Origin of the sequence: Methylophaga frappieri (assembly GCF_000260965.1) — a bacterium.
GTDB lineage: Bacteria > Pseudomonadota > Gammaproteobacteria > Nitrosococcales > Methylophagaceae > Methylophaga > Methylophaga frappieri.
The window spans coordinates 604,540-623,675 of the sequence record NC_017856.1; the positions used below are offsets into that span (position 1 = coordinate 604,540).

Sequence of the window (19,136 nt, forward strand, 5' to 3'; positions counted from 1 at the left end):
CATGAGAGTTGTCGTCAACATTCCCCCAGGGAGCCACCCAGAACTACTCAAAGAATTGGAAAAGACGCCACCACGGGAACGCGCTGAGCGTCTGCGGATGCTGGCCACCTTTGGGTTAATTCACATGAGCCAACCCAATCTATCCACGACATCTGTACAGGTGGATGACCATGCTCCAGAAGTTGAAATTACTTCTGTGAGTAAAGCGCCAGAACCCAAAGCAGAATCACGTAAACAATCATTAAAATCAAAACTAGGGCTGGGCTTATAACATGGCCTTATCAGTTAGCTGGCTCGATGCCAGGTTAAATAAAGAAGCAAAAGAAACCGTAGTAAAAGCTGATCGAGATGGACTAAGTGCTCGGGTATCGCCCAAGGGCAAAATTGTTTTTCAGTTTCGTTATCGGTTCGATGGCAAGCAACAGCGGGTAGACATAGGTACTTACCCACTTATGAAACTTGCTGAAGCCAGGAATGAGCTGGATAGGTTAAGAGCGGTGCTCGACCAGGGCAGAAACCCCAAGCTCTACCTACAGCAGGAACGGGCCAAGTATTCTGCCAATCAAAGCTTCGAATCGATTTTTCGAGACTGGATAGACTCTGCCGGTAAGCAAGGGCTAAAGGAGAAAACGTGGCACTACCAAAAACGCAGCAGTGAAATATATTTGCTGCCCCGACTTGGCAAGTACCCATTAACTGACATCAATGAATTGTCCTTAAGAAACTGTCTTCGTGAGGTTTCGGAATCGTCTCCGTCAAACACAGAGCGCCTAGTGTCTGTACTGCATAAGTTCTATGACTGGCTGATTGATGAACAGATCTTGGAAATTAACGCTGCTGCTGGAATCACAGCAAAGAAGGTTGGCGGTAAGAAAGGCAAACGAACTCGGGTGCTAAATGACAACGAGATCAGGATACTTTGGCGCTATTTGCATGAGTCAAAAATCACTGAGAAGAATCGCATCTACATAAAGCTGCTTCTGCTATTGGGCGGTCGCAAGGGCGAACTCATTCAAGCTGAAAAGCATCACTTTGATTTGCAATCAGCAATGTGGACAGTGCCTATAGAGATCCGCAAACAAGGTGAGAAAATTGGAGCGCCAATCATGCGGCCATTGATTAGGCCTGCTATTGAGCTGATTGAACTGGCGATGCAGATGAGTAAATCAACTTACTTGTTTCCCGCAAACGGACAAGAAGAGCTTGCCACAAATGGCTTTGATACCACTATTCCTAACAATGTGAAAATCTGGGCTCGCAGGTCGCTTGGTATTGAGATGGAACACTGGTCTATGCATGATCTTCGCAGAACGATGCGAACGCGAATGTCTGCCATCACGACGCAAGAAGTTGCCGAGTTGATGATTGGCCACAGCAAAAAAGGGTTGGATGCTATCTACAACCAATATCAGTACCTGGATGAAATGCGTCATGCTTACGACGTTTGGTATCAACAGCTAGAGACCATCATCGAGCCGACAGGCTTTCCGTTCAACTGGCGTTTCGGACAGTAAAATAAAAGAAAGAGGCTCAGTCCTCTTTCTTCTCATACTCCTCCAAGTCTTCAATGTGCCACAGCTTGTTTCGTGTATTTCGGTTGATACGAGGTTGCGGCAAGCTGCCATCTTTTATTCTTCGCCAGAGCGTCGTATAGCTAATGTGGTAACGAGCCATCACTTCGTAAGACGTTAGAAAAGGGGTTACCTGGTGCGCTACTGCTGTCATCTGCATTCTCCTGAAAATCAATGTAAAGCTATCATCGCCTGATTCATCACTTGTTGATGGTCAGAAAGATGCATGATTTGTTCAGAAGATCAGCCTTATCAAAACACAAATGTTGCTATTAGGTACTTTTCAGCTCAAACCTATGAATAACAAGGGCTACAAGGCGGTTTGTGTCATGAATAGCAATCAACACGCCTAACGAGAAAAATTTGTACACACTGTTTGTACACTCGCAACGATGACACACCAAAAACCACAATGACGAACCCTTTAAATTCATAAGCTTATAAACAAAAAACTAGAGATGATCGCATTTGTTCCGCTTTTGTAATATCGAAACCAAAGTACCAAAAGCAAGAGGTACTTTCTTCATCAAACCCAGTAACCACAAGGCCTACAGCCAGATTTGTGTCATGAAATTTTCGCCAAAGGCCTCTAAAACGGAATTTGTACTCAAGTTTGTACACACTTTCCGAGGTTACGCTTGAACATCATTGAAAAGCAAAGAAACGAGAAAAAGACAAAAAGCCTTTAAATTCAGTACGTAGAGATGTGATTTTGGTGTGCAATGAAAGGTGGTTTTAAGCGTTGAAAGGCTGGGCGGCATCAGGGTGCGAGATGATCGCGAAAGTACGACGTTTGTTAACTTCAGATTGCAAATTGACTGACATAGATCTCTATCTTTAGCGGTCTTGGCGACACAGAAAAAATTAAACCGCTTATTTTCGCTTAAAGCGCTTCGTCTGACAAACTGCTTATGTCGCCGTTTTTACGGCATTTCGTCCAGACTGCTTGGCGGCATACATTGCCTTGTCTGCCCGTTCAAGCATGCTGCGCCGACTTTCACCCGTTCGCCATTGCGTTACGCCAGTACTAATTGTCACCTGACCGACGTCATTAAACATAATACTGGCGATATGGCTGCGTAATCGCTCGGCAAGCATGGCAGCCTCATCCACGCCATTATTCGAGACCAACACAATAAACTCTTCGCCGCCCCATCGTCCAAGATAATCACTGGCGCGCAGTTGCGCTTCGATTTCCGTCGCTAAACGCTGTAAAACTCTATCGCCAATGTCATGACCAAAGTTATCGTTGACCCGCTTGAAATGATCGATATCAAACAACAATACCGAGCAGGCACGACCATAACGCTCTGCTGCTGATAATTCCGCATCAATCGCCTGTTCAATTTTGTAACGATTCCAAACTCCGGTTAACGAGTCGGTGTGCGCAATTTCTTGAAGCTGCGCGTTAGCGCGCTGCATCTGTTGATTTAGATTCGTGATGGCGTGCACGCTGAGCGCAATGGTCAAATCTTCAGCAAGCTCCAATGCCGCTTTTTGTTCTCGCGGTTGCCAATGTGGCGCGCAATCCACCACTGTCTGTTGCCAGATCTCGCTCGGGCTAGTGGAAATCTTTTTTAACTGACCATGCTGCAAATTTGCCAACTGACTTTGTTTGGCTAGCCAATAATGTTGGTAGGGCTCTGCGCGCCGAAACAATAAAACCCAACCGACTTTTCCCGCCGCCGTCGGTAATTTTATCGCCAACACACCCGCAATATCACGACTATCCACCATGGTGGCAAAATCCGTCGCAGCTAGCTGATAGCAATGCCAGATAGTGGCACTAGGCTGAGTGTCTGCCAGCCAGTCAACAAGAATATCCACCTCGCTTTTGGTCAGGGCGTGACCATGGCAAGTGATTTTATTCTCATACATTAGTGCCATACCGGATAACGAAAATAATTCAAGCCAGCTGTCACCATGGGCTTCAATAAGCATCTCTGGATCACTGATGAATCCACGTTCGGCCGACAACAACTCACGACTGTCCATGACTGCCTGCATAAACCGGGCATCATCCAGCGTCTGTAACAGGAACAGGCGCTGCGCTGCCATTTGCACCAGGCTATATGCGGCATCCCGCTCAGCCGGACTTAATTCCAAATGGTCAAAATGATGACAGACCAGTACTCCCCACAAACCAGTATGAGAGTGAATTGCGACGGATAGCTTGGCCCAAATGCCCGTGTTTTGTAGCTGATTGCTCTCTACTTCAGACAATGCCTGCAAAAAACCGGGGGTCAAATCAAGACTGACCATATCATTGGCACTGGTTGGAATTAGCGAGACCGGCTTAGCATTGACATTTGGCACGCTGGTAAGAGAATTTTTTTGATAGCGTTGGCGAACTGTTAATGGAATCGCTGACTCTGGAAAATGGTATCCAAGAACGCGTTTATCCGGATAACGACAACTTTCCGCCACCACGATACGGTGCGCCTGTTCATCAAACTCACACAACATAACTCGATCAAACCCCGTTATCGTCTGCACGCCCTGAGTGAGGGTTTGCAGTAAAGTGGAGATATCTTTTGTGACGGCCAGCCGCCCCAACCACTCGTTGATTTCCGGTAACAGGCTATGCTCTCCAGCACGAGGAATCCCTTCATACTCGACAACAATATCCGAGTCACTGCGATAGGCCATGACATAAAAACGCTGATACTGGCCGGCAATCTGACGATCAATCACCATCGGCGCATGCAGACGAGGCTGCGTTTTCAAACTTGTCAGCAATCGCTCGTGTAATTTTCCGCCCAACACATCGCGCGGCATACTGGCCAAGGCGGTACTGACATCAATGCCAAGTATTTGGGAAATGTTCTCACTAACTTGCAGAACAAGGCTTAGCGTCGCATCACAGCGTAATAAACAACCATGTCTCTGAATCCTCACAGCATCAGTCGCTGTCGCGTCTATAGATTGTCTTGCCACTTCAGAAGACAAGTCATGTCCTGTCATATCAGCGTATCCACAACAATCCCGTTGTGCTCCTATTCAATCAAATCTGCGCGACTAAACATAATACGTGCCATGCTTGCTTTTTCACATATCTTTGCACGCCAATCTATCGCGCGCAATCGATTTGTGATGCTCAACCAAGATTTTAATTAGCGTAGTATCAATAGTGGAATAGCGCTCATTCTGACCATTTTAGCCGTATTACTACCCAGCAAAAACTGTCGAATACGGCTATGTCCATAAGCGCCCATCACCATCAAGTCAATATTCTTTTGCTGTTGGTATTGGTACAATGCTGACTGAACTTCGCCTTGGAGTAAGGCCGTTGTCACATCAAACTTCGCTTCACGAAGCCTTGCTGCCGCCGCATTTAATTGTGACTGATGCTGACTGTCATTTTCTGCAACCATCGCTAAATGACATGGCAAGTCACGTAACAAATTACTTTCTGCCACTTTTTCCAATGATTTGCTAGCTGTCACACTGCCATCGTAAGCGATCATAAAGCTGCTTGGCGCAGCAAAGTCAGGAAGTGTAATCAATAATGGTCGGTGAACACTGCGAATGACATTTTCAAGATGACTACCTAATTGATACGGCTGTTGGCCGTGTGTTTCGCCTTGACGTCCGATGATCAGTAATCGTGTCTCCGCTTGCAAATCCAGCAAAGTCTCAATCAGGCTGCCATGCCGTTGATGGGTGGTGACATCAACTACGCCTTGCTCACGCGCATGTTGCCGCGCATCTTGCAACATGGCTTTACCATGTTCGAGTGCTAATCGGCTGCGTTTTTCCTCAATTTCAACCAGCTCTTCCAGCAGGTGTTCGCGACTACCTAAGCCGATATTCCCGGACAGGTTTTGAACATCAGCTGAGGCTAAATACTCAGACTTATCCAATACATGCAGTAGATCCAATGGTGCTTCAAGCCGCAAACTAGCCCAACTTGCAGCATCACATACGGCGGCAGCGGCAAGCGAGCCATCAATACAAGCGATAATTTTTGTCATGCTTTCTCCTAATGGCCGCCCAGCATTTTTTCAACGTCTTCCGGTTTATTATGCACACCAAACCGATCAACAATGGTGGCTGTCGCTTTGTTCATACCAAGTAACGTCACTTGCGTGCCTTCCCGGCGAAATTTAAGCACGACTTTGTCAAGTGCCGTCACTGAGGTGATATCCCAAAAATGCGCCTGACTCAAATCAATAACGACTTTATCCAACGCCTCTTTAAAATCAAACGCAGCCGCAAACTTATCCGCAGAGGCAAAAAACACCTGGCCCAATACTTGATAATGGCGTTGAGTATCGTCGTTATGGAGTGTGCTCTTGACCACCATAAACTGGCCAACCTTATTGGCAAAAAACAGCGCTGCCAATAACACGCCAACAAACACGCCCATTGCCAAATTATGCGTCATGACGACCACAACAACGGTAGCTACCATAACAATATTGGTCGACAACGGATTTTTTTTCATATCCCTGAGCGATGCCCAGGAAAACGTACCTATAGATACCATTATCATCACGGCAACCAGCGCTGCCATGGGTATCTGCACCAGCCATGCATCGAAAACCAAAATCAACAAAATCAGAAACACCCCGGCCGACAATGTGGATAATCGCCCGCGACCTCCCGATTTGATATTGATAACGGACTGGCCAATCATCGCACAACCCGCCATGCCACCCAGAAAACCCGCACCAATATTAGCGATGCCTTGGCCTTTACATTCCCGGTTTTTATCACTTTGGGTATCGGTTAAATCATCCACAATAGTTGCCGTCATCATTGACTCTAATAGCCCCACTATGGCCAACGCAATCGCATACGGAAAGATGATTGTCAGCGTTTCGATAGTGAATGGCACCTCCGGCCACAGGAAAACCGGCAAAGTATCGGGTAACTCGCCCATGTCTCCTACGGTCCGAATATCCAGATCCAAGGCAATGGCCACCAGCGTCAAAGTGATAATGGTAATCAACGGTGAAGGTAACAATTTGCCAATTCGGGGCACATACGGAAACAGATAAATGATTGCTAGACCCGCAGCCGTCATTGCATACACATGCCAGGTCACATTAGTCAGCTCAGGGAGTTGTGCCATAAAGATTAATATCGCCAACGCGTTAACAAAACCGGTGACAACGGACCTTGACACAAAACGCATCAAGTCCCCCAATCTCAAGTAACCCGCGATGATTTGCAATATCCCGGTTAACAGGGTGGCTGCGAGCAAATATTCCAGACCATGTTCTTTGACTAATGTCACCATAAGCAAGGCCATTGCGCCGGTTGCAGCAGAAATCATCCCAGGTCGGCCACCGACAAAAGCAATGATGACCGCGATGCAGAATGACGCGTACAAGCCGACTTTGGGATCGACGCCAGCAATAATCGAAAAGGCGATAGCCTCCGGTACCAGAGCCAAAGCCACAACAATACCGGCAATCAGATCACGCCGGACATTACTCAGCCATTCACGCTGAAGCGTTTGTAACATAGATATTTCCTGATAGTAATGATGATGAAACAGTAGCGGTGATCGGCCGTAATCATTGAAAAAAAAACTGGAAAATTACGTGCGCTGCAGGCGTCGCATTAAACATCGAATGCGTTGCTAACGGGCTGTTTCAATAGCCAAACCATTATAGCTTGCAATGCTATTGCGCTCAAACGCATTGCACATTACCCCGGTTTTTTTCAGCAACTGATACAATCACCGCCATTATCAAAATGACTGATGTTTTATGGATGCGTTATTGAACTTATTTGCTCAGCTAGAGCAATATCCCAAATTGACGATGTGGCTGGCGCTGACTGCACTCATTTTATTCGCTTGGTTGGCAAATTGGGTCGTCAAACGCATTTTGGTTCGTGGTATCTATAAACTGCTTCGTACTACGGCGCTCAATCGACATAGCAGTATCGCTGACTCACCGTTTATCGCCCGGCTGGCCAACATTGTTCCGGCAGTCATCTTATCGGTTGGTATTGGCCTCATCAGTGAAGTGCCGACCATGCTGGTTACGGTGGTGCAGAATGTCACCAGTGCCTTTATTGTGCTCACCATCGCACTGGCCATCAGCAATCTGTTAACCGTCGTTAATACCGCCTATAACAAAAGACCGGATGCGCATCTCAAACCGGTTAAGGGATATATTCAAGTCGTTAAAATTGTTGTCTTTGCCATCGCGACCATTCTCATGGTGGCCTCGCTGATTGATCGTTCGCCACTGATTCTGCTTTCTGGTCTTGGTGCAATGGCTGCCGTGCTCATGTTGATCTTTCAAGACACCCTGTTATCACTCGTTGCCAGCGTACAAATCAGTTCAAACGACTTGATTCGGGTCGGTGACTGGATTGAGATGTCGCAGCTGGAAGCAGATGGGGATGTTGTCGATATCGCCTTACATACCGTCAAAGTTCAGAACTGGGATAAAACTATTACGGTTATTCCCACAAAACGTTTTCTGAGTGATCCATTTAAAAACTGGCGTGGTATGAAAGAGTCTGGCGGTCGCCGGATTAAACGCAGCCTCTTGATTGATCAACAATCTGTTCATTTTTTAAGTCGTGAAGAACGCCAAAAGTTGAATCGTTTCAATTTGCTTGGCAACTACCTTAAAGATAAGCAAACGGAAATTGATGATTGGAATCAAAAATTAGAAGATATCGGCAAAGAGGCCGTAAATACTCGCCGATTAACCAACGTCGGTAGCTTTCGCGCCTATGTCAGCCAGTATCTGCAACACCATCCAAAACTGCGTCAGGATTTAACCTTAATGTGCAGGCAACTGGCCCCCACCGCAGATGGCTTACCAATTGAAGTCTATTGCTTTACCAACACGACAGAATGGGTACAATTTGAGAGCATTGCCTCGGATATCTTTGATCACCTTCTGGCCATCTTGCCCGAGTTTGGTCTCCGTGTATTTCAACATCCGAGCGGCATGGATATGCGTGAACTACGGTTGCCGCTACAATCCGATGCAAGCCCAAACAAAGGCTGATTACCCTCTTCCTGTTTCGGCATCAGACGAGAACACGCGCAATAAAAACCTCTTTAACCCAGCCATATATCTTTACATAAAGATTGTTTATATTGAGGCAAAAGCGTAGTCTATTGCCTTTTGTTAAGGCACTTTGCTATGCATGATGATATCGACACCATTGTTTCACAGTGGCATGCACTTGGCTTAAAGACCGACTTTGATGCCATACAGATTGCTGCCCGAATTTTGCGTCTGGCTAAGTCATTGGAGCAGGCAGTCGCTGCACTTCATCTTCAGCATGGTTTAAAACAGGGAGAATTCGATGTCCTGGCAGCACTTCGACGCTCACCCCACCCCTCACTAACACCATCTGCGCTTTATCAAACCATGCTACTGAGTTCGGGGGCAATGACCAGTCGCCTAGACCGGCTGGAAAAAAAACGGCTTATTCAACGTCAGCACTGTCAGCAAGACCGTCGTAGCATCAAAGTTGCTCTGACAGAGAAAGGAAAGCAGTGCATCGATACCATCTATCCAGCTCATTTTGCTTTGCTGTCATCATTACTTAATAGCCTTGAAAAACAAGAAAAAACAGGCTTGGTCAAGTTATTAAAATCAACATCTCTGTCAATAACACAAACGGATCCTGAGAAAACAGATGCCGATTAATATGCAATCTATCATTATTTTATTAGCGGCACTGACTGCAATGGCTCCCCTTGCCATTGATGCTTACTTGCCGGCAATGCCGACTATGGCCAGCCAGCTTGATCGGCCTATTCACGATGTCGAAATTTCACTCAGTGTGTTTTTGGCGGGCTTTGCCTTAGGTCAATTGCTGGGTGGTCCCTTGTCTGATCGCCTTGGGCGTCGACGCATTATCTTTACCGGCATCAGCTTTTTTTCACTGGGCAGTCTGGGCATTATTCTGAGCGACAGTATGACAAGTATTTGGCTGTGGCGGGTCCTTCAAGCTTTAGGTGGTGGCATGGCTATTGTGAATTCAGCAGCCGTGATTCGAGATATCAGTAGCGGTCGTGAAAGTGCTCGTTACTTATCACAAATGGCAATTATTATGATGATTGCGCCGCTGCTAGCCCCGATGATTGGTATGGTATTACTTCACCTTGCTGGTTGGCGGGCGATTTTTCTTTTTTTACTGATTTACGGTGTCGTACTTGGCCTGCTGTTATTTCGTTTTTTGCCGGAGACAAGACAGCAATTAACGGTAGGCAATGCCTTACAACGTTATTTATCAGTGCTAAGACATCGTCAGGCAATGGGCTTTCTGGTTGCCCAATGCTTTGCCTACGGCAGTTTGTTTACCTTTATCACTGCCTCGCCGGGTGTTTATATGAATTTTTTTGGGGTTTCCGAAACACTTTATCCTTTTTTGTTTGGTGCCAACGTCATCATCATGATTGCAGCAAACCGATTAAATATGCAACTTTTAAACTATTTTTCACCACCACAACTCCTCAATCGTGGTCAGCTCTTACAACTATCTATTGGCAGTTTATTACTCGCTTACGTTTGGTGGGCTGATACGCAACTGTTATTTGTCGTTGTGCTCGGTATCATGCTGTTTATTGGATTTCAGGGACTGATTGTCGCAAATGCGATCGCCAGTACCGTTGAGTTTTTCCCTGAGAGTGCGGCAACCGCGACAGCTTTACTCGGGGCTTGTGGATTTTTGACTGGCGCTGCCAGCGGCTGGTTGGTCACCACCTTGAGTGATGGCAGTGCGCTGCCGATGATTTTTGTGATGACATTATGTGCGTTAAGTGGCTGGTTTTTAAAAACATTGATTCAGTCGACGGGGAAGTCTTTACATAACTTTTCACCGGATTAACGTCATTTAACCCCGGTTAACGTTATGCTAGCGTCAATTTAGATTGCCTCATCAAGGAGCGCACTTGATCTTACCGGCTTGCCGAAATCACCTCTATTCGGGCCTTTTACTGCTGTTGCTCTCCGCATGTCAAACCGTGCCGAAACAACCGGATTATGCTGCTATCACAACGCAACAGATTGCGGCGGTCAGCCCATGGCAAAATCATACCGCTGCTTCCGAAGTTGGCAATTTGAATACGCTCATTGATGCACCTGAGGTGTATAAGCTGATTGATCTGGCGCTACATAATAATCCAAGTTTACGGCAAACCCTACTCACCCTTGAAGCTCTGGAAAAGCAACAAAACATTGCCCGTGCACAACGACTTCCATTGGTGACATCTGGCTTTAGCGCAAACCGAAATAAAGAAACGAATAATCAATTCACCACGAACGTGAATATCAGTTGGCAAGCAGATGTTTGGGGACAATTAGCCGATCTGGAACAGGCTGCGGAACTGGATGTGCTGCAACAAACGCTGCTATTGCAATCTGCACGAGACACGCTGGCAGCCGAAGTAATGCGCAACTGGATCACCTTGATCACTCAGCAACGTGCCATAGATATCGAAGCACAGCGGCTTGATAGCTTGCAACGAACGCAGACCTTTATTTTACAGCGTTACCAACAGGGTTTAGGCCTGTTGGAAGATCTTGATAGTGCTCGCACTGCGGTTGCCAGCTCTGAAGCACAGTTAGAAAGTCTGCATGAAGCTTTTCGTCAGCAACAACTGTTTATGCGTACATTGCTTGGTCAAATCGACTTGCCCACGTTTGATAATTTACCCAAAAACTATCCCAAGGTCGCCTTACCGTTAGCGGCGTTGCCAACACAATCATTGGCAAGACGACCCGATTTGCAAGCCGCTTATATCGCCATCAAATCCAGCCAGCAACGCACCGTCGCCGCCTATAAGGATATTCTGCCTGAGCTCAGTTTTCAGGCTATTTTACAAGACGTTGCCAGCTCGCCACGTGCCGCTTTATTTGAGTCCCCCGTATGGTCACTGTTGGGACAGTTGACGGCCACGCTTTACGACGGTGGAGAACGACGTGCAAACGCGGAAATCGGGGAATTACAAACTGAAATTGCCTACGAAAGCTATCGGGATCAATTGTTGATTGCTGTCACTGAAATCGAACAAGCACTGAGTAACGAACAGGCACTGGTTCGTCAGCAGGCATTTGTGGAAAAAGCCTTGGCCAGTGCTGAGAATAATCTGCGTCAATATCAGCAAGGCTATCAAAGCGGCTTACGAACCATTTTGGACCTATTAACAGTGCAACAACAAAATTTTAACCTGCAATCGCAACGCGATGATTTAATCTATCAACGCTTGATTAACCGGGTGAACCTAGGTTTGGCACTTGGACTGGAGATTCAAGCGTAATGAAAGTTAAAACCGTTATTGCGTTTTTATTGGCCCTGATTGTGATGATCGGTGTTTATTTCTGGACGCAGCAGAGCATTGAGCGTTTTGAAAACCGGCCCATCATGAAACGTGACGCTCCTGTCGTCCGTCCAGATATTTCAGTTATTACGGTATCTGCCCAAAGTTATCAGGCTGAGGTCAGTGCTTTTGGTGCCGTCCAACCCAGATTTAATATTACTTTGAGTGCACAGGTGGCAGGCCAAGTCGAAACGCTGGCTAATAACTTTGAAACAGGCCGATTGGTCAACAAAGGTGATGTCCTGCTAACACTTGAAAATAGCGCCTATCGTGCAGCCGTTGCACTTGCCGAACAACAACTCGCTGAGAACCAATTGCTGCTGTTACAAGAACAGCGTCAAGGCCAGCAGGCAGCGGCCGAGTGGCGTGCATCAGGTTTATCTGGCGACCCAGATGACCTGGTTCTGCGAAAGCCGCAGCTTGCTCAGGCTGAGGCGGCGGTTAACAATGCGCAGGCACAACTGAATAATGCAAAAAAAGAGTTGGCTTTCAGTCATGTCAAAGCCCCTTTTGATGCCTTGATTGTCAGTCGCGATGTTTCGCCTGGCAGTTATGTCCAGGCAGGCACTGCCATTGGCACACTCTATAGTACGGATCGTGTGGAAGTAGCGGTGACGCTATCGGAATATGAATGGCAGAATTTATCTACCGCCGAGCATATGATGAACACAAAATGGCCCGTCAAACTCACCTCTGTCGAAAGCAAGGCTTCATGGCAAGGGCATGTGCTGCGTACAGAACAACATCTTGATGGCATAACACGGCAACGGGCCTTAATTGTCGGTATCGAAAAGCCGCTGCAACAAACGCCACCCCTTAATCCGGGGACGTTCGTCGCGGTGGCGCTGGCAGGCGCTGAACTTGATGGGTTATGGCGTTTACCATTAACCAGTCTCAGTCAGCGTGGTGACATCTGGTACGTCAATGCTGACAATAATCTGGCGAAATTTGCAGCGACTCCAGTTTTTAGTGATGCGCAGTATATTTATATCTCCCCGCCACCGACCTTAACTGAAGACAAGCAACATGTGCTGATCCAGCCGTTAGACAGTTACCTGGCAGGTATGGCTGTTAATCCTGTCAGCACCATGGAAAACGCCAATGATTAACCCAAAGCGCGCTGGGATTATTGGTTGGTTTATTCATAACCCGGTTGCTGCCAACCTGCTGATGATACTGGTGATTGTACTCGGCCTTGTCGCCGCTGGAGATCTGCGTAAAGAAGCGTTTCCAAGAGGTATGGTTAACGAAGTTACGGTCAATATTTCCTATGACAGTGGTTCGGCAAAACAATCGGAAGAAGGTCTGGCAATTAAAATCGAGCAACGTCTGCGCGGCGTTGCCGGTATTGAAAATATCATCAGTCAATCCACTCGTAGTGGTGTATCGGTCGAAGTGGAAATGCAGAGTGGCTATGACATTGACACTTTGTTTCAAGAAGTCAAAACGCAGATTGATGCGATATCAACGTTTCCGGTGGACGCAAAAAACCCGGTTATCGATATGGGCGATGGCGATGAACACGCCATCTGGATCCAGCTTTATGGCGACACAGATCGTCAAAGCCTGCAACAAATTGCAACGCAGATAGAACGAGACCTGTTGAGCAAGCCCGCTATTCATCGTGTCACGTTATCTGGCTGGCGTGATCCGATGATGATGATTGAAATTGATGATGGTCGCTTACAATCCTACGGGTTAACCCTGTCCGATGTTGAAGCTGCGATTAATAACAACTCCTCCAATCCACTAACCGCCGTCCTTCGCAACGAAACCATTTATCTGCAATTGAAAGCAGCTGAGCAAGCCTACCTGAAACAGGACTTCGCCACCATCCCTCTGATAACCGGTAATAATGGTCAGCAGGTTTACCTTGGAGATGTCGCCGATATTTTGGACAGCTTTGATGATGATGTGGCTGTGTTGTCACGGTTCCAAGGCCAAAACAGTATCGGCCTCCAAGTCGTCACCTCGGCGTTAAATGATATTGGCGACTCGGTGAAACAAGCCACCGACGTTGTTGAAGTCTGGCGTAATGAACAAAAACTGCCCGCTGGCATTGAAATGGCGACCTGGCATGATCGTAGTGTCAATATCACGGATCGTCTGCAAATCCTGATTAATAATGCCATTATCGGCATGGTGCTGGTGTTTGTCTTGCTGGCTTTATTTCTTAATTTGTCTGTTGCCTTCTGGGTGGCGATGGGGCTGCCTTTCGTGTTTCTCGGCACCTTGTTTTTTATGGGGGACAACTGGGCCAACTTAACCCTGAACTCATTCACCACCTTTGGCTTTTTGATGGCGCTTGGCATTATTGTCGATGATGCCGTTGTCATTGGTGAAAGCATCTACAGTGTACGGTCCCGCGAAGGCGACACGATTCGCAGTACGATTAAAGGCACGATGCAAGTCGCCATGCCAACTATTTTCGGTGTTTTTACCACCGTGGTCGCTTTCTTTGCTATGTCACAAATTGAAGGTCGACTCGGCGAAATTTATGCCCAGTTTGCCACCGTTGTCGCAATTGCGTTGATGCTCTCTCTGATCGAGTCCAAGTTAATTCTGCCCGCCCACCTGACTCATTTAAACACTCAAAAAAAACCGCGACAAAACCCATTGAGCCGTATCTTTCGATTACTGCAAGATGCTGCTGATAATAGCCTGCAGTGGTTCTCCGCTCACGTTTACCTACCCGTTCTTACTTTTTGTCTACGGTTTCGTTATGCCATGGTCACGGTGTTTATCATGGTGTTTATTATTGTGTTCAGCATGCCATTTAATGGCACTATCCGAATGAGCTTTTTTCCCTCTATTCCAGGTGATACGGTGCGAGCCCAGATATCAATGCACAATGATGTCAGTTATGGCCGTACGCATGACACTTTATTATTATTGGAGCAAACGGCTTATCAGGCAGATCGGCAACTCCGTGATGACAACGAATCCAGTGGTATTGGCAATCTGCAGGTGATTTCCGAAGCAGATCATCGCGGTAGTATTACGGTAGAACTCAAACCGGATGCCCCCTACAACATGTTTGCTTTTAGACAGGCTTGGGAAAAACAATCTGGCCTACCTGAAGGCGTACGGAGCTTACGCATTCAAAGTGGCCGTCCCGATGATGATGCGTTACGGATCGAACTGCGCAGCAATGATGATCGCGTTCTTGAATTAGCCGGTGAAGAAATCTCGGCTCTGCTCGAACCCATGCCAGGCATTATTGGTTTGCAAAATAATCTGCAACCTGGGCAGCCGCAATTACAACTAAAATTAAATCCGCAAGGCGAGGCAATGGGGTTAACAACGGATCAACTTGCCATACAGATCCTGCAAGGGTTTAGTGGACAAGTGGTGCAACGTTATCAACGCAATAGTGATGAAATTGAAGTAAAGGTACGTTACCCGGAAGCAGACCGGCAAAATCCAGCTGATGTCTTGCAATCCAGAGTGCGCCTGCCTGATGGTAGTGTCATACCGTTAGCCAGTGTGGCTGAAGTGAGCTACGGTTTTACCCGTGACAGTATTACGCGCATTAATGGTCAGCGTGCCGTTTATCTCTCCGCAGATGTCGATAAGGACAGCTTATCAGTCACGGAACTGGTGGATAGACTGGAGCACAATGAAGTACCTCGATTGAAAGCCAAATATCCCGATCTGGATATTTATTTCGCTGGCGAGGCAGAAGAACAGAGAGAAACCGAAGCCAGCATGATTCATTTGTTTCTACTCGCCATGCTGGCTATCTATGCGTTATTAGCGATTCCACTCAAATCCTACATTCAACCGATCATCATTATGACGGCCATTCCTTTCGGCATCGTCGGTGCCTTGCTGGGCCATTGGGTTAATGATTTATCACTTGGTATTTTATCCATGAATGGCATTATCGCCCTCAGCGGTGTCGTCGTGAATGACAGTTTGTTGCTGGCTGCCCGTTTTAATGAAATAAAACGCGAGTCGCGTGAAATTACCAAAGCGGTTGTGAAGGCCGGACGCGATCGCATCCGGGCCGTTTTGTTGACTTCTTTTACAACGTTTGCGGGTTTAATGCCCCTGCTATGGGAAACCTCACAAACGGCCTTCTTTTTGGTTCCAGCCGCGGTTTCTCTGGCGTATGGCGTGATGTTTGCCACCATCATCACCTTGTTACTGATTCCGATGTTACTGATGATTGAGCATGATATTCGTAGCCGTTTGCCAGGTCGGCGTGATTTGTCTATTCCCGCCTGAGGGTTACAGCCCAGTTTGATAATGTTGAAAAAACTGTTTGGCCGTTCGGCCATTATGACTGGCACGACTCATTGCAAATAGCCGGGCAGCCTCGTGTAGCTGCTGCTTATCAAGGTTCGATGCCGAAAACAGGCTGTCAACCATCGCAAAATAGGTATCCCAACCCGGTGGATAAAAAGACAGCCATAAGCCGAATCGATCCGAAAGTGCCAGTTTATCTTCAAGGCTGTCGGTATAGTGCACTTCGCCATCGACGACTTTACTTAACTGGTTGTCAGATTGACGCTCCGGCATCAAGTGGCGACGATTCGAGGTCGCATAAATCCGGACGTGCTCTGGCGGTAACTCCAGCCCGCCCTCAAGCATGCTTTTTAGAGGTTTATAACTGACGTCTTGCTCTTCAAAAGACAAGTCATCACAAAAAATAATGAATTTAAAGGGCCGATCTTCCAGATCATCCAGAATATCAGGTAGCCATGCCAACTCTTCTTTGTCTATCTGCAACATGCGCAGTCCATCAGCCGCAAACGCATTCAGTAATGCTTTAATCAATGAAGACTTGCCGGTGCCACGACTTCCCCAAAGTAACGCATGATTGCTGCTGTCACCATGCAAAAATCGTTCTGTATTGGCTATCAGACTGGCTTTTTGTTCATCGATGCCAATCAGCTGCTGCAGGCGAATTGGATCCGGTCTGCTGACCGCTTTTAGTTTTTGCCGGTTGGGGCGCCAGACTGCCGCATCAATTGTGTGCCAATCCAAGTTGTTCATCAGCCAAATCCCCTGTTTTTTTAAGGTTCAAGCCACAAAAAAGCCCCGACCTGCGGGGCTTTAGTGTATCGCAATAAGATAACGATATCAGCTTTCTGCCGAGGCATCATCATGGACTGCCTTCATACTCAGGCGAATACGACCCTGACGGTCTACTTCCAGTACTTTAACTTCAATCATGTCGCCTTCTGACAGTTTGTCACTGACATTTTCAACCCGCTCGTTAGAAATCTGTGAAATATGCACCAGACCATCTTTACCCGGCAGAATCGTCACAAACGCACCAAAATCCATCAGTTTGGCAACGCGACCTTGATAAATCTTACCAACTTCAACGTCAGCGGTAATTTGCTCAATACGATGCAATGCATCCTGCCCGGCATTATAGTCAGAAGAGAAAATCATTACGGTACCATCATCTTGAATATCAATGGTGGCGCCGGTTTCTTCCGTGATCGCTCGAATTGTTGCACCGCCTTTACCGATCACATCACGAATCTTGTCAGCATGGACTTTCGTGGTAATGATGCGTGGTGCATGTTCAGACATTTCCTGGCGGTGAGTGCTGATCACTGCATTCATTTTGTCCAGAATGTGCAACCGTCCATCACGCGCCTGCGCTAAAGCCGTGCGCATGATTTCTTCATTGATACCTTCTATCTTGATATCCATTTGCAGCGCAGTGACGCCTTTTTCAGTTCCCGCGACTTTAAAGTCCATATCACCCAGGTGATCTTCATCACCGAGAATATCAGTGATAACAGCATAGGCATCCGGCTCTTTAATCAGACCCATAGCAATCCCCGCTACCGGTGCTTTAATCGGCACGCCAGCATCCATCAGTGCCAAAGAAGTACCGCATACCGAGGCCATCGAACTGGATCCATTTGATTCGGTGATTTCAGAAACAACCCGGACAACGTATGGGAATGCTTCAGCAGTTGGCATCACCGCCTGAATACCGCGTTTGGCCAATTTGCCATGTCCAATTTCGCGACGCTTTGGGCTGCCGACAAAACCAGTTTCACCAACGCAGTATGGCGGGAAGTTGTAATGCAGCATAAAGCGATCCCGGTACTCCCCTTCAACGGCATCAATCATTTGGGCATCGCGTTCAGCGCCCAGTGTTGCGACTACAATGGCTTGCGTCTCACCACGGGTAAATAAGGCCGAACCATGAACACGTGGCAACACACTGGTTTCAACAAATACAGGTCGAACTGTTTTAGTATCACGGCCATCAATACGTGGCTCGCCAGCAATAATACGACCCCGGACTAATTCTTTTTCCAGCTTGCCAAAAATGGCTTTAACTTCTTCTTCGTTCCATTCACCATCTTCGCTGACTAAGGCATCGACCGCAGTTTGCCGAACTTCGGCAAGCTGATCCTGGCGTAACAACTTGTCACTGACAGTGTAAGCTTGACCAATACCCGCGTAAGCGGCTTCTTTGACAGCATTGTAAAGACGATCGTCTTTCGCTTCTGCTTGCCATTCCCACGCCGCTTTACTAACTTCTTGTTGCAAATCACGCACCAGATTAATAGCTGACTGCATTTGTTGATGACCAAACATCACTGAACCTAGCATCACCTCTTCAGGCAACTCTTGGGCTTCGGACTCAACCATCAGCACGGCAGTTTCGGTACCGGCAACTACCAGATCCAATTCGCTTTCAGTGAGCTGACTTTTACTTGGGTTCAACACATATTGACCATTGATGTAACCAACGCGGGCCGCACCCAGAGGACCATTAAACGGGATACCGGAAATCGCCAAAGCCGCAGAGGCACCGATCATTGCCGGAATATCCGGATCGATAGCCGGATCGATGGCAACGACCGTTGCAATCACCTGAACCTCATTGATAAAACCTTTTGGGAATAAAGGACGTAAAGGCCGATCGATCAAACGTGAAGTCAGTGTTTCTTTTTCACTAGGACGGCCTTCGCGTTTGAAAAAACCACCCGGAATCTTACCGGCTGCGTAGGTACGCTCCTGATAGTTCACGGTGAGCGGGAAGAAATCTTGTCCTGGATTGACATTTTTCTTGCCGACCACAGTTACCAGAACAGCGGTTTCACCCAGGCTTGCCATCACGGCACCACCTGCCTGACGAGCAATTTTGCCTGTTTCAAGACTGAGCAAATGCTCCCCGAACTGTACTGTCTTTTTCACTGAATTCACTCTAATTTCCTTCTCTTGACGACACCATGAACGAACCTTTTCGTTCACAGTTTAAAAGCACTAAATGA

14 protein-coding genes are annotated in these 19,136 nt (G+C 47.2%); 8 read left to right on the forward strand and 6 right to left on the reverse strand.

Features of this window, described 5'->3' with window-relative positions; translation table 11 throughout:
* Position 1 precedes the first annotated feature (1 nt).
* Positions 2-271 carry a hypothetical protein gene (locus tag Q7C_RS02700; RefSeq protein WP_039847056.1) on the forward strand — a complete coding sequence of 90 codons (270 nt, stop codon included), beginning with the start codon at positions 2-4 and terminating at the stop codon, positions 269-271.
* A gap of 1 nt (position 272) precedes the next feature.
* On the forward strand, positions 273-1,514 hold the full coding sequence (locus tag Q7C_RS02705; protein WP_008305558.1) for a tyrosine-type recombinase/integrase: 1,242 nt from the start codon (positions 273-275) through the stop codon (positions 1,512-1,514).
* Positions 1,515-1,530: 16 nt separating this feature from the next.
* On the opposite strand, the gene Q7C_RS02710 is transcribed toward Q7C_RS02705, so the two are convergent.
* From Q7C_RS02710 to Q7C_RS02725, 4 genes are all read right to left on the reverse strand, one after another.
* A complete protein-coding gene (locus Q7C_RS02710; protein WP_000127614.1) occupies positions 1,531-1,725 on the reverse strand; it encodes a helix-turn-helix transcriptional regulator in 195 nt (64 codons plus the stop codon).
* A gap of 755 nt (positions 1,726-2,480) precedes the next feature.
* Entirely contained in the window at positions 2,481-4,535 is a 2,055-nt protein-coding gene (locus Q7C_RS02715; RefSeq protein WP_014703157.1) for a sensor domain-containing diguanylate cyclase, read from the reverse strand.
* A 149-nt stretch (positions 4,536-4,684) separates the two neighbouring features.
* Positions 4,685-5,545, reverse strand: coding sequence for a universal stress protein (locus Q7C_RS02720; RefSeq protein WP_014703158.1), 861 nt, complete (start codon positions 5,543-5,545; stop codon positions 4,685-4,687).
* An 8-nt stretch (positions 5,546-5,553) separates the two neighbouring features.
* Positions 5,554-7,044: a SulP family inorganic anion transporter gene (locus Q7C_RS02725; protein ID WP_014703159.1), complete on the reverse strand. Its 1,491-nt coding sequence runs from the start codon at positions 7,042-7,044 to the stop codon at positions 5,554-5,556.
* 247 nt (positions 7,045-7,291) lie between these two features.
* On the opposite strand from Q7C_RS02725, the gene Q7C_RS02730 reads away from it, so the two are divergent.
* From Q7C_RS02730 to Q7C_RS02755, 6 genes are all read left to right on the forward strand, one after another.
* Positions 7,292-8,554: a mechanosensitive ion channel family protein gene (locus Q7C_RS02730; RefSeq protein WP_014703160.1), complete on the forward strand. Its 1,263-nt coding sequence runs from the start codon at positions 7,292-7,294 to the stop codon at positions 8,552-8,554.
* A gap of 138 nt (positions 8,555-8,692) precedes the next feature.
* Positions 8,693-9,205 (forward strand): MarR family winged helix-turn-helix transcriptional regulator, encoded by a 513-nt coding sequence (locus Q7C_RS02735; protein ID WP_014703161.1) that lies wholly within the window; start codon positions 8,693-8,695, stop codon positions 9,203-9,205.
* Position 9,206: 1 nt separating this feature from the next.
* Entirely contained in the window at positions 9,207-10,388 is a 1,182-nt protein-coding gene (locus tag Q7C_RS02740) for a multidrug effflux MFS transporter (protein WP_014703162.1), read from the forward strand.
* A 136-nt stretch (positions 10,389-10,524) separates the two neighbouring features.
* Positions 10,525-11,820: a TolC family protein gene (locus Q7C_RS02745; RefSeq protein ID WP_238532336.1), complete on the forward strand. Its 1,296-nt coding sequence runs from the start codon at positions 10,525-10,527 to the stop codon at positions 11,818-11,820.
* Positions 11,820-12,989, forward strand: a complete 1,170-nt coding sequence (locus tag Q7C_RS02750) for an efflux RND transporter periplasmic adaptor subunit (protein ID WP_014703164.1) — start codon at positions 11,820-11,822, stop codon at positions 12,987-12,989. Before Q7C_RS02745 ends, Q7C_RS02750 begins: the two co-directional genes overlap by 1 nt.
* Positions 12,982-16,110 carry an efflux RND transporter permease subunit gene (locus Q7C_RS02755; protein WP_014703165.1) on the forward strand — a complete coding sequence of 1,043 codons (3,129 nt, stop codon included), beginning with the start codon at positions 12,982-12,984 and terminating at the stop codon, positions 16,108-16,110. Before Q7C_RS02750 ends, Q7C_RS02755 begins: the two co-directional genes overlap by 8 nt.
* A 3-nt stretch (positions 16,111-16,113) precedes the next feature.
* Here the strand turns inward: Q7C_RS02755 and Q7C_RS02760 are convergent, their stop codons facing one another.
* Both Q7C_RS02760 and pnp read right to left on the reverse strand, forming a co-directional pair.
* Positions 16,114-16,881 (reverse strand): ATP-binding protein, encoded by a 768-nt coding sequence (locus tag Q7C_RS02760; protein WP_014703166.1) that lies wholly within the window; start codon positions 16,879-16,881, stop codon positions 16,114-16,116.
* Between the two features lie 87 nt (positions 16,882-16,968).
* Positions 16,969-19,068, reverse strand: a complete 2,100-nt coding sequence (pnp, locus tag Q7C_RS02765; RefSeq protein WP_014703167.1) for a polyribonucleotide nucleotidyltransferase — start codon at positions 19,066-19,068, stop codon at positions 16,969-16,971.
* Positions 19,069-19,136 lie beyond the last annotated feature (68 nt).

What these genes read in the sequence shown, in the direction of transcription:
- Q7C_RS02750 (WP_014703164.1), top strand. Translation starts at nt 11,820, where the DNA reads ATGAAAGTTAAAACCGTTATTGCGTTTTTATTGGCCCTGATTGTGATG.
- Q7C_RS02755 (WP_014703165.1), top strand. Translation starts at nt 12,982, where the DNA reads ATGATTAACCCAAAGCGCGCTGGGATTATTGGTTGGTTTATTCATAAC.
- Q7C_RS02740 (WP_014703162.1), top strand. Translation starts at nt 9,207, where the DNA reads ATGCAATCTATCATTATTTTATTAGCGGCACTGACTGCAATGGCTCCC.
- Q7C_RS02700 (WP_039847056.1), top strand. Translation starts at nt 2, where the DNA reads ATGAGAGTTGTCGTCAACATTCCCCCAGGGAGCCACCCAGAACTACTC.
- Q7C_RS02715 (WP_014703157.1), bottom strand. Translation starts at nt 4,535, where the DNA reads ATGACAGGACATGACTTGTCTTCTGAAGTGGCAAGACAATCTATAGAC.
- Q7C_RS02760 (WP_014703166.1), bottom strand. Translation starts at nt 16,881, where the DNA reads ATGAACAACTTGGATTGGCACACAATTGATGCGGCAGTCTGGCGCCCC.
- Q7C_RS02705 (WP_008305558.1), top strand. Translation starts at nt 273, where the DNA reads ATGGCCTTATCAGTTAGCTGGCTCGATGCCAGGTTAAATAAAGAAGCA.
- Q7C_RS02725 (WP_014703159.1), bottom strand. Translation starts at nt 7,044, where the DNA reads ATGTTACAAACGCTTCAGCGTGAATGGCTGAGTAATGTCCGGCGTGAT.
- Q7C_RS02710 (WP_000127614.1), bottom strand. Translation starts at nt 1,725, where the DNA reads ATGACAGCAGTAGCGCACCAGGTAACCCCTTTTCTAACGTCTTACGAA.
- Q7C_RS02735 (WP_014703161.1), top strand. Translation starts at nt 8,693, where the DNA reads ATGCATGATGATATCGACACCATTGTTTCACAGTGGCATGCACTTGGC.
- Q7C_RS02720 (WP_014703158.1), bottom strand. Translation starts at nt 5,545, where the DNA reads ATGACAAAAATTATCGCTTGTATTGATGGCTCGCTTGCCGCTGCCGCC.
- Q7C_RS02730 (WP_014703160.1), top strand. Translation starts at nt 7,292, where the DNA reads ATGGATGCGTTATTGAACTTATTTGCTCAGCTAGAGCAATATCCCAAA.